This is a genomic window from Kitasatospora sp. NPDC059160, from assembly GCF_042755465.1.
Taxonomy (GTDB): Bacteria; Actinomycetota; Actinomycetes; order Streptomycetales; family Streptomycetaceae; genus Kitasatospora.
The window spans coordinates 26,741-38,126 of record NZ_JBHZCN010000002.1; the positions used below are offsets into that span (position 1 = coordinate 26,741).

The window sequence follows — 11,386 nt, forward strand, 5'->3', positions numbered from 1 at the left end:
TGCCCGTAAGGTCGTCCACCGGTGCGTCGGCCGGCCCGGCCGACGCGGCACGATGACCCGGTCCAGTGCGGTCGGGTGTGCCCACGTCGACGGGGGAGGAACTCCGGTGCCAGGTGCAGTGCTGCCCCCGGCGGGAGGTGTGTTCGGCGCCGACCCGCTCGTCGGCGCCGACCTGGCCCGGGTCGACTGGGCGGCGACGCCGCTGGGAGAGCCGGAGCACTGGCCGCAGAGCCTGCGAACCGCCGTGCAGATCCTGCTCTCCTCCCGGTTCGCGATGTGGATGGCCTGGGGCCCGGAGCTGACGTTCTTCTGCAACGACGCCTACCGGCGCGACACCCTGGGGCAGCGGTACCCGTGGGCGCTCGGCCGGCCCTTCCCCACGGTGTGGCCGGAGGTCTGGGAGGATGTCCGCCTCCGGGTCGACAGCGTCCTGCACGACGGCGTGTCGACCTGGGACGAGGACCTGCTGCTGTTCCTCGAACGCTCCGGGTACCCGGAGGAGAGCTACCACACGTTCTCCTACAGCCCGTTGCGCGACGAGTCGGGCGCCGTGGCCGGCGTGCTGTGCGTGGTCAACGAGGAGACCCAGCGGGTGGTCGCCGAGCGGCGGATGGCCACCCTGCGCGACCTCGGCTCGGACCCCGGCGCGGTACGCACCGAGGGCGAGTTCCTGGCGTTCGCCGCGGAGCAACTCGCCCGCAACCCCTACTCGATGCCCTTCACGCTGACCTACCTGTTCGAGGAGGGCGGATCGGCGCGCCTGGCGGCCTCGTCCGGCATCGACGCCGCCCACCCCGCGGCCCCGGCGCGCCTTCCCGCCGACACGGAGGTGCCGTGGCCCGTGGCGGCGGCCCGCCAGGGACACAGCCGGGTGGTGGACCTGGACGCGGCACCGGTCTTCGACGGACTGCCGCACGGGATGTGGAGCGAGCCGCCGGCCCGGGCACTGGTGGTCCCGCTGACGCGCGCGGGGGAGAGCCCGGACGGTTTCCTCGTGTCCGGGCTGAACCGGTTCCGGCCGCTGGACGGTGACTACCGCGCCTTCCTCGGCCTCGTCGCGGGCCACCTGGCCGCCGGGATCGCCAGCGCCCGCGACCACGAGGCGCAGCGGCGGCGTGCCGAGGAACTCGCCGAACTGGACCGGGCGAAGACCGCGTTCTTCTCCAACGTCAGCCACGAGTTCCGCACCCCGCTGACCCTGATGACGGGTCCGGTCGGGGACCTCCGCCGACGGCTGGCCGACGCCGGAGAGGACGTCCGGGCCGATCTGGAGGCCGTCCACCGCAACGGCCTGCGGCTGGGCCGGCTCGTCAACGCCCTGCTCGACTTCTCCCGCATCGAGGCGGGACGGTTGCGGGCGGCTCCGGTGCCCGTCGACCTCTCGGCGGTCACCGCCGACCTGGCGTCCGTTTTCCGCTCCGCGATGGAGGCGGCGGGCCTGGCGTTCGAGGTCGACTGCCCGCCCCTGCCGGCCCCGGTCGCGCTCGACACGGGACTCTGGGAGCAGGTGGTGTTCAACCTGCTCAGCAACGCCCTCAAGTTCACACCCGAAGGCGCGGTGCGGGTGCGGGTACGCGCGGTGGACGGGCGCGCGGAACTGACGGTGCAGGACACCGGCACCGGCATCCCCGCCGCCCAGCTCCCGCACCTGTTCGAACGGTTCCACCGGGTGGACAATCCCCGGGCACGCTCGCAGGAGGGCAGCGGCATCGGCCTGGCCCTGGCCAGGGAACTGGTCGAACTGCACGGGGGCACTCTCACCGCCGTGTCGGTCGAGGACGAGGGCAGCAGCTTCACCGCGGCCCTGCCGCTCCGCCCCGGGGCGCGGCCGACGGAGCCCGCCAGCTCCGGTCCGCCGTCCCCGGGGGCGCAGTCCTACCTTCAGGAGGCCCTGGGCTGGCTCCAGGACGCCGAGGAGCCCGACGGCCGGTACGCCGACCCTTCCCGGGACGGCTCCCCCGCGACCGCCGCGGCCGCCACCCGCGTGCTGGTCGCCGACGACAACGCGGACATGCGCCGCTACCTCGCGCGCATCCTGCGCGGCGCCGGCCACTTGGTCACCGTGGTTGCCGACGGTCGGCGCGCACTCGCCGCGGCCCGGGCCCACCTCCCCGACCTGGTGGTCAGCGACGTGATGATGCCCGGTCTGGACGGACTCCACCTGGCCCAGGCCCTGCGGACCGACTCCCGCACCGCAGGGGTGCCCATCCTCCTCCTCTCCGCCAGGGCCGGACAGGAGGCCGCCGTCGAAGGACTGGCGGCGGGCGCGGACGACTACCTGGTCAAGCCCTTCGCCGCCGCCGAACTCCTCGCCCACGTACGCTCGATCGTCGACCTGTCCCGGGTCCGCAGCCGACACGCCCGCTGGCGCACCGCGCTGGTCGACTCCCTCCATGACGCCTTCTTCGTCTGCGACGGGGACGGCGCCGTCGTCGAGACCAACCCGGCCTTCGCCGCACTGCTCGGCCACGGCCCCGAACACCTCCCCAGCGCCCCGCCCCACCCGTGGTGGCCGGACGCCGACACCGAGCCCGACGCGCACCGGCGGACGGCGCGCGCCTTCGCCCGCCTCGTCTCCGGGGACGGCGGCCGTGCCACCCTGTCCGTGCGGCACGCCGACGGGAAGCGGCTGTGGGTGCAAGCGGCCTGCAACCGCGTCCAGGACCCCGACACGGGGACCACCGTCACCGTGGGAACCTTCCGCGACGTCACCGCCGAGTACCACGCGATCCGGCGCGAGGGTGCGGTCGCGGCCTTGGGCGAGATCGTCGCCGACGCGGTCGGCGTCGCCGGGGCCCTCGACGGAGCCGTGGCCGAACTGCGGGCCCTGTGGGACGCGGAACGGGTGCTCGCCGTACTGCTGCCCCGCGAAGCCGCACCGGTGCCGGTCGCCTGGGCCCCGGCCGCCCAGGAGGCGGCGGCCGTTCCCCGGCACCGCGATCTCGCGGCCGTGGCGGGAGCCCCGATGCTCGCGCCGATGGCAGTGCCGGGCGGGGCCGTGGTCCTGCTGGAGCACCCGGCCGGCCCGCTCGCCCTGCTGGTCGAGCTGGGCGGACGCCGGCCCTTCACCCGCGAGGACGAACTGCTCCTCACCCTGCTCGCCGGTCGTCTGGCCCAAGGGCTCGCCCGAGCCCACCGGATCGATCAGCAGCGCGAGACGGCCATCGCCCTGCAACGCGCCATCCTCGGCCCCGCCGATCTCCCGCAGGACTTCGCGGTCCGCTACGAACCGGCCACCCGCCCCCTGGAGGTGGGCGGCGACTGGTACGACACCGTCCCCCTGCGCGACGGCCGGATCGGCATCGTCGTCGGCGACTGCGTCGGCCGCGGGATCGAAGCCGCCACCGTCATGGGCCAGTTGCGCAGCGCGTGCCGTGCCCTGCTGCTCCAGGACCGCAGCCCGGCCCGCACCCTCGCCGCCCTCGACGAGTTCGCCGCCGGCGTCCCCGGGGCCCTGTGCACCACCGTCTTCTGCGCGGTCCTCGACCCGGTCACCGGTGTCCTTCGGTACTCGATCGCCGCTCACCCGCCCGGCATCGTCGCGCTGGCGGACGGCGGGACCGTCCTGCTCGACGACGGCCGGTCGCTGCCCCTCGCCGTGGCCCCCGACACGGTCAGGCCGGAGGCCGTCGCGGTGCTCCCGGCCGGCTCCGTCCTGCTGCTGGCCACCGACGGCTTGGCGGAACGCCGCGGGGTCCCGCTGCCCGAGAGCGTCGAGCACGCCGCCCGGGCCCTCGCCGAGAACGTCGGACTCCCGCTCGACCGGCTCGCCGACCGGCTGATGCAGACGCTGGCCCCACCCGGCGGTTACGAGGACGATGTCGCGCTGCTGCTGTACCACCACGGCGTCGCCCCGGCCGAAGGGCCACCGGACGGTGACGATCCGATCGGGCAGCAGCCCTGGTGACGTGCCGTGGCATCCACGACGCCGCGCCGCGGGACGACGGCGCGCGACGACCGCTCGGGGCTGCACCCGGCCCCGTCGCCCCGACCTCCGGCTCCCGTACGGCCCCCGGTACCGGGTGTGCAGCAGCCCTCGGCGTTCCGGGCGGGCGTCGTGCCGGGAGCGAGGAGGCGGAACGGCCGTCCGACGACGGCCCGGTGGTGCATGAAGTGGTGGCACGGGGGTAGCCGGAGGTGTGTGGACAGGCCGGCGGCGCGCAGGTTACCCCCCGGACTCGGCGCGCCGCTCCTGTCCTCCGGCCGGTCTCGCTGCGGTGAGACCGGCCCCACTCCTCTCCCGGGTGGTCTTCGTCCGACGCTGCCGCCTCGGGCCGTGCGCCTCCCTGGTGTGTGCTTCGCGCACGTTCTCTCCTCGGTCCATTCCGAAGGTTCTGGGGCTGGGTCGGGCAGGTCGTCGCCCCCGGTGGGGACGGGCGGCCCTGACCCTGGCCCCGCAAGTGGTGCGCGACCCTCACCCACCGGATTCCGGTCACCGCCGGCGGCGGCCGCACCACCGGCGACGTCCAGCTCGCCCACTGGATGGGCAGCCTGACTGGTTTCTTTCTTGATCATTTCAGGTAGGATCCCTGGCGCTGATGACTGGTCTTCGTCATCACCAGAGCCACCGGGGGATGGCCCCAGAAATGGATGTAGTCGCTATGAGAGCACGCGCACTGGCACGTGTCGCTGCGGGCGTGACGTTGTCACTGTCCGTGGTCGTCGGCCTCAGCGGAACGGCCGAGGCCTCCACCACCGCCCCTTACGTGCAGAAGGGGTCGCACGGACCCGCGGTTTCGTGTGTTCAGGCCTTCCTGAACGGTGTCGGCCTCGGCCACAGGATCGCCGTGGACGGCGACTTCGGGCCGGATACGGAGGGCATGGTCGAGGACTTCCAGCGCGCGTACGGCAACGGCCTCAGCAGGGACGGCATCGTCGGGCCCAAGACCGGTACCGCCCTGTGGAATTCGTACTGGCAGATCAATCCGCAGGGCGGCTTGCAGTACTGCTACGACTACATCCCGACGAACTCGTAGCCTCGCTGATGATGCCGGACGGCCCCGGCGCTCCTGCGCAGCGGAGATCCCGTTCCAGCACCGCACCCGCCAGAGCCCGACGTACCGCGCTCACGCCCCCGACGTCGACAACCCGGCGTCCGGCGCTGATGATCGGCCCTTCGGACCGTGAACCACTCCTTGCCCTCGGCGGAGCTGTACGCCAGGACGATGATGCCCGCGATCGATGCCGGCCAGCGAGATGATCGAGCCGCGGGAGAGCAGCTGGATCACCCCGGTGGCGATCGTGAGCCACTCGATCACCAGCACCGTCTTCCGGGTCCGCCGAGACCGTCGCGGCGATGTCCACCCCGGCGGCGGTCATGCTCAAGGAGAGCGTCAACCGCTCCTTCGAGACGACGCTCGCCGAGGGCGTCCGCTTCGAACGCCGGCTGTTCCACTCGGTGTTCGCCACGGCGGACCAGAAGGAGGGCATGGCCGCCTTCGCCGAGAAGCGGGCGCCGAAGTTCGAGCACCGCTGACGGTCCGCGCGTGCGCAGCCCCCTCGCCCGGGGCGGCGCACGCCGGTCAGCCCTCCGACCGCCGCAGCAGGTAGGTGTCCATGATCCAGCCCTTGCGCTCGCGTGCCGACTCGCGCAGCTCGCGGATCCGTGGGGCGGCTTCGGTCAACGGCCCGGCGACCAGGATCTCGTCGGGAGTGCCGAGGTAAGCGCCGTAGTGGATCTCCAGTCCCTGGGGGTCGAGGCCGGTGAAGGCGGCCCGGCCGTCGAGCATCACCACCACGTCGTCCACCCCCTCGGGGAACCCCTCGGCCAGGCGGCGGCCGGTGGTGATCTGCACCGGGCGGCCGACCCGGGTCAGGGTGGTGCGGTGGGCGGCGGCGAGCGCGGAGACACTGCTGATGCCTGGGACCACCTCGTAGTCGAACGCGACCGCGCCGCGGGCCCGTACGTCCTCCACCACCGCGATGACGCTGTCGTAGAGGCCCGGATCCCCCCAGACCAGGAAGGCACCCGTCTCGCCCTCGCCGAGGTGCTCGGCGGCCAGCCGCTCGACCAGGTCGGCGCGCCGGAGGCGCCAGTCGTCCACGGCGGCGGTGTACGCGGGCGTGGTGCGGTCCCGCTCCGCGTCCGGTGCCTCGACCACCCGGTGCCCGGGCCGGCCGTGCTCGGTCAGCATCCGGCGCCGCAGGTGGATCAGGTCCTGTCGTTCCTCGCTCTTGTCGAGGATGAAGAACACGTCCGTGCGACCGATCGCCCGGACCGCTTGCAGGGTGAGGTGGTCGGGGTCGCCCGCGCCGATGCCGATGACGAAGATGTGCCGCATGGGAGCCATTCTGCCGTCCCTGAGGACCTGGCCAGGACGGCGGGGAGAGGAGCGCGCGTCGCGACGGCGGGTGCCGGGCAGCGTGGTGTCGCGCTCGAACCCTTGACCGGATCTTTTCCGTGTCGCCATGATGGGCCGTCAAGTTGTGACTCCGCCCTCGGGGGAAGTCCGGTTCGAGTCCGGCGCTGACCCGCAACGGTAGGCCTCCGACTCCGCGTCGGTGGCGAGCCCGAGTACCCGTCGGCGGAGGTGTGTCGTCCACTCCTCCCGTCGTGGTCTGCGGGCCGGAGCTCAGAGGGCTGCCCGGTGCGTCGCCGAGGCCCTCCGGGCCCCTGTGTGCGGGCCCGGAAAGGTCTCCATGCCCGCGCTCCGCCGCACCCTCGGTCTGCTCGCGATACCCGCTCTCGCCCTTGCCGCCGCGCTTCCGGCGGCCACCGCCGCGAGTGCCGCGCCCGCCGCCCCGACCTCGTCCGCGACGTTCCGCCCCGACGCCGCCGCGGGCGGCTGGCTGGCCCGCCAGCTCGTCGGCGGCGACCACTTCGAGTCCGTCTTCAACGGGACCGCCTACCCCGACCAGGGCCTGACCATCGACGCGGTGCTGGCCTTCGCCGCCTCGCGCAGCTCCGACGACGCCGCCGCGAAGGCCACCGCCTGGCTGGCGAAGCCCGAGATCATCAGCGGCTACCTCGGCGACGGCACCACCGAGGCCTATGCGGGCGCGACCGCCAAGCTGCTGCTCGCCGTCGAGGTCCGCGGCGGGGACCCGACGGCCTTCGGCGGCGTCGACCTGCCGGCCCGGCTGCGCTCGCTGCAGACCGCCGGAGGCCGCTTCTCCGACCGCTCCCAGTGGGGCGACTACAGCAACGCCTTCGGCCAGTCCCTCGCCCTGATCGCCCTGCACCGCACGCCCGGTGACGCCCCGGCGGCGGCCGTCGACTTCCTGGCGAACAGCCAGTGCGCGGACGGCGGCTTCCCGGTCTCCTTCGGCCAGGCCGCCTGCACCAGCGACCCCGACGCCACCGCGCTCGCCGTCCAGGCCCTCGCCGCCACCGGTCGCGCCGCCAAGGCGAACACGGGACTCGGCTGGCTCACCGCCCACCAGAACGGCGACGGCGGGTTCGCGGCCGCCGGGGCGACCGCCTCCAACGCCAACACCACCGGCCTGGCCACCCAGGCGCTGTTCTCCGGCGGGCGCCTGGCCGCCGGGTTCAAGGGCTGGAGCCGGCTGGTCAAGTTCCAGCAGGACTGCTCCGCCGACCAGGCGGTCCGCGGCGCCGTCGCCTACGACGCGAGCGGTTTCAACGCGGGCAACGGTGCCCGGGCCACGGCACAGGCCGTCCTCGGCCTCGCGGGCACCCCGCTGGCCACGCTGTCCGCCGCCGGTGCACGCCCCGGCGCCCCTACCCTCGCCTGCCCGGCCACGGACACGGCCAGGGACACGGCCACGCCCACGGCCGTGCGCTGAACGAGCCTGACTCCAGGAGGATTTCACCGATGACCGACACCTTCACCGCGGTCCGCCCGGCCCGCCGTGCCCGCCCGGCCCGCCGTACGCTCGGGTCGATCGCCGCTGCGGCGGCCCTCACGGCCGGCCTGCTCGGCGTCTCCGCCGTCCAGGCCCCGCAGGCGCGGGCGGACGCCTGCACCGGCACCACCGGGGTCACCGTCGTGGTCGACTTCACCGCCGTCGGCGGCGGCGTCCAGACCGGCTGTGCGCCCGGCGACCCGGCCAGCGGCCTGGCCGCGCTGACCGGGGCCGGTTTCTCGTACTCCTTCCACCCGCGCTTCCCGGGCTTCGTCTGCACGATCAACGCCCTGCCGACGACCTGCACCAACCCGACCGGCAGCGCCTACTGGTCGTACTGGCACGCCCAGCACGGCGGCCCCTGGTCGTACAGCAACCTGGGCGCGGGCAGCTACAACCCGGCACCCGGCGACGTCGAGGGCTGGTCCTTCGGCGCCGGTGCCCAGCCGGGCATCACCGCGCCCTGAACCGCGTCCTGAACCGCGTCCTGAACCGCGGACGCCGACCGGTGCCCCGGCTCCTCTCCCGGGAGGGGCCGGGGCACCGGTGACCCCCCCACCGCTGCGCGTCAGCCCCGGTGCCGCACCCGGGTCCTCCCGCTCGGCCACCGCTGACGCCTCATTGACTCTGCTTCGGTCAACGTGGTCTGATGAACCGATTTTTTGCCCTCGGCATTCAGGGGAAGCCGGTCCAACTCCGGCGCTGACCCGCAACCGTGGACCCACCTGAGGGTGGGTGAGCCGGAATGCCTGGACCGGGGGTGTGTTCACACAGCACTTGCGTCGTCGCGGACTACGACGTGGTCTCGACGGTCCCGTGTTCCCCGTGGGCGGCCGTCGGCTGCGCCGTTTCTCCCGTGTCGACCGACCAGGGAGTCGTCGTGAGGGTCAGCAGCAGTCGTACACGTCACAGAAACCGGGACCTCGCCTCGCTGGTGGTCGCCGGTGCCGTCGCGGTCGCCGCCTGCGGTACGGTCCTGCTGGGGCACCCCGAGAGCGCGGCAGCCCGGCCGACGATCCCGGCCCTGACCGGTGCCGACCTCACCACCGCCCGGCACGACGCGGACGGCCCCACCGCCACACCGACCCCGCCTGCCGGGAGGAAGCCGGACGCCGCCAAGGGGAGTGCCTACCTCACCGACCCGTCCCGCCTGACGGACGGTCACTACTACGAGGGGTTCCCGGCCTTCGCCGACTTCGGCCTGACCATCGACGGGGCCTACGCCCTCGCCGCGACCGGTACGGACGACGCCGCGCTGCGCAGGATCGTCGACTTCCTGGACCAGCAGGGCAAGGACGCGAGCGCGCGCACCGTCAACGACTGGACCGCCATCGGCACCGAGTACGCCGGCGGCGGGTCCATCGGCAAGGAGGCGCTGCTCGCCGAGGCGGTCGGCCGCAACCCGCGGAACTTCGGCGGCCACGACCTGATCGCCGCCCTCGCCGCGATGGTGTGCACCAAGGCCGACGCGAGCACGGGCTGCGACGCCCCGGGCAACTACACCTACGCCACCTCGGTCTTCTCCCAGGCGCTCGCCGTCATGGCCCAGCTCCGGGCCGGAGAGTCGACCGGTGCCGCTCCCGCGATCGGCTATCTGAGGAGCCTCCAGCACCCGGACGGGTCCTGGCCGAGCCTGATCCCGGCCGCCGGTGACGCGGATGTGGACAGCACGGCCATGGCCGTCATGGCCCTCGCCCTGGTCCCCGGGGACGAGGCCGCCCAGGCGGTCGAGAAGGGCCTCGGCTGGCTCGCCGCACGGCAGTTGCCCGACGGCGGCTTCCCCGGCGCGGCCGGCAACTCCACCAACTCGGCCGCGCTGGCCGTCCAGGGGATGACGCTGCGCAAGGCCGCCTACGGCGGACAGATCGCCAAGGCGCTCGACTTCCTCGCCGGGCAGCAGAACGGTGACGGCGGGTTCAACGTCGCCTCCACCGGGCAGCGGGGGTCGGACGTCCGGGCGTCCACGCAGGTGCTCGGCGGCGCCACCGGCATCTCCTTCGGCACGCTGTCCCGCGACCTCGGCGGCTCGCCGACGCCGACCGGGACGCCGTCCACCACGCCGACGGGCACGCCGACCCCGACCGGTACGGCCACCCCGACGGGTACGGCCACCCCGACGGGTACGGCCACCCCGACGGGTACGGCCACCCCGACGGGTACTCCCTCCACCACTCCGACCGGCACGCCCACCCCGACCGGCACGCCCACCCCGACGACCACGTCCTCCGGAACCCCGACCGGCGCGCCCCCCACGACCGCGCCCGTCCCCGCCACTGACCCGCCGTCGTCCGGCGGCGGCGACGCCCCGGTGGGTAGCGGTGCCGATGCGGTCGGAGGCGGACCGGCGCAGACCGGTTCGGACCACCTGGCCAGCACCGGAACCCAGGCACTGGCGCTGACGGCGGCCGCCGGTGCGCTGACCGCGCTCGGTGCCGCTGCCGTCGTCGTCGCCCGTCGCCGCCGGACGGCCGCCCCGGGGCGTCACCGGTGAGCCGGGGACTCGGGCAGCGGCTCGCCCGGCTGTCCGGAGCGGCGGCACTGACCTCCGCGCTGGCGTTCGGCGGCCTCGCCGTGGGCGTGGTCCCGGCTGCCGCTGCGCCGTTGCCGATGGAGCAGTGCACTCCGACCTCCGGGGTCGTCCTCGCCGTGGACCTGAGCAAGTGGGGCGGCCCGCTGCTGCGCTCCTGCGGCTCCACGCCCACCACCGGCTACACCCTGCTGAACCAAGGGGGTTGGAAGACCACCGGCACCGGCCACGACGGCCCGGCCTTCATCTGCCGGATCGGCTACAGCGGTTACCAGGGCGGCAAGCAGTTCCCGACCCCGGACCAGGAGAAGTGCGTCCTGACACCTCCGGCCACCGCGTACTGGTCGTACTGGCACGCTGATCCGGGCCAGAACGAGTGGTCCTACAGCCAGCTCGGGGCGATGCTCTACCAGCCGAAGCCCGGCAGCGTCGACCTGTGGATCTACGGCGGCACCAACGTGGAGGGCACCGAGGGGCGTCCGACCTTCTCGCCGGACAGCGTCCGGGCCCACAACCCCAGTTCCGGCGGGCAGCCGGCCGACCCGGGCCAGGGCACGACGGGCGGCTCCGGCGGAGCGGCGAGCGGTTCCGGTACGACGGGCGGATCGGGCACGACGGGCGGCAGCGGTACGACGCGTGGCGGCGGCTCCGGCTCGACCGGGGGTGCCCCGGCCCCGGCCGCACCCCGGCCCGGCGGAACCCGTCCGCCGGCGCCCGCCGCGACCCCGGGAACGGGTACCGCGGCCACTCCTGCGGACGGCATCACCCCGCCGGGAGCGCCCGATCCCACGCCGGTACCGGCCGAAGTCTCCACCGCCCCGCCGACCGAGACCCCGAGTGACGGGCCGACACCGCAGACGGCCGTGGCCGCGGCCGGGGCGACGTCCGCGCCCGCCGTGCCCGGCGGGGTGGTGGACGCCAACCCGGTGGCCGACGCCCCGCACGACTCCGGTTCGATGGTGCCCGCTGCGCTCGGGGCGGTCCTCGTCGTGGCGCTGGGCGTGGCCACGGTGGTGGCCGCACGCCGTCGCCGCCGACGGGCCGAGTGATCCG

7 protein-coding genes, 1 pseudogene and 2 riboswitches are annotated in these 11,386 nt (G+C 74.3%); of the genes and pseudogenes, 7 read left to right on the forward strand and 1 reads right to left on the reverse strand.

What is annotated here, in order from left to right:
* Positions 1–52 precede the first annotated feature (52 nt).
* From ACFXOZ_RS01140 to ACFXOZ_RS01150, 3 genes and pseudogenes are all read left to right on the forward strand, one after another.
* Positions 53–3,907: a SpoIIE family protein phosphatase gene (locus tag ACFXOZ_RS01140; RefSeq protein ID WP_380586295.1), complete on the forward strand. Its 3,855-nt coding sequence runs from the start codon at positions 53–55 to the stop codon at positions 3,905–3,907.
* 730 nt (positions 3,908–4,637) lie between these two features.
* Positions 4,638–4,976 carry a peptidoglycan-binding protein gene (locus tag ACFXOZ_RS01145; protein ID WP_380524487.1) on the forward strand — a complete coding sequence of 113 codons (339 nt, stop codon included), beginning with the start codon at positions 4,638–4,640 and terminating at the stop codon, positions 4,974–4,976.
* Positions 4,977–5,278: 302 nt separating this feature from the next.
* Positions 5,279–5,476 (forward strand): annotated as a pseudogene (locus ACFXOZ_RS01150) (enoyl-CoA hydratase-related protein); the annotation flags it as partial.
* 46 nt (positions 5,477–5,522) lie between these two features.
* Here the strand turns inward: ACFXOZ_RS01150 and cobF are convergent.
* Positions 5,523–6,281 carry a precorrin-6A synthase (deacetylating) gene (gene cobF, locus ACFXOZ_RS01155; RefSeq protein ID WP_380524489.1) on the reverse strand — a complete coding sequence of 253 codons (759 nt, stop codon included), beginning with the start codon at positions 6,279–6,281 and terminating at the stop codon, positions 5,523–5,525.
* Positions 6,282–6,392: 111 nt separating this feature from the next.
* Positions 6,393–6,541, forward strand: a riboswitch (cobalamin riboswitch).
* A gap of 98 nt (positions 6,542–6,639) precedes the next feature.
* Between cobF and ACFXOZ_RS01160 the strand changes: the two genes are divergently transcribed.
* The 4 genes from ACFXOZ_RS01160 (at position 6,640) to ACFXOZ_RS01175 (ending at position 11,382) form a co-directional block, all read left to right on the forward strand.
* On the forward strand, positions 6,640–7,746 hold the full coding sequence (locus ACFXOZ_RS01160; RefSeq protein ID WP_380524490.1) for a peptidase: 1,107 nt from the start codon (positions 6,640–6,642) through the stop codon (positions 7,744–7,746).
* 29 nt (positions 7,747–7,775) lie between these two features.
* Positions 7,776–8,273 (forward strand): flagellar hook-length control protein FliK, encoded by a 498-nt coding sequence (locus ACFXOZ_RS01165; protein WP_380524491.1) that lies wholly within the window; start codon positions 7,776–7,778, stop codon positions 8,271–8,273.
* A gap of 160 nt (positions 8,274–8,433) precedes the next feature.
* Positions 8,434–8,578, forward strand: a riboswitch (cobalamin riboswitch).
* Positions 8,579–8,740: 162 nt separating this feature from the next.
* Positions 8,741–10,297 carry a prenyltransferase/squalene oxidase repeat-containing protein gene (locus tag ACFXOZ_RS01170; RefSeq protein WP_380586298.1) on the forward strand — a complete coding sequence of 519 codons (1,557 nt, stop codon included), beginning with the start codon at positions 8,741–8,743 and terminating at the stop codon, positions 10,295–10,297.
* Positions 10,294–11,382, forward strand: coding sequence for a hypothetical protein (locus ACFXOZ_RS01175; RefSeq protein ID WP_380524493.1), 1,089 nt, complete (start codon positions 10,294–10,296; stop codon positions 11,380–11,382). Before ACFXOZ_RS01170 ends, ACFXOZ_RS01175 begins: the two co-directional genes overlap by 4 nt.
* Positions 11,383–11,386 lie beyond the last annotated feature (4 nt).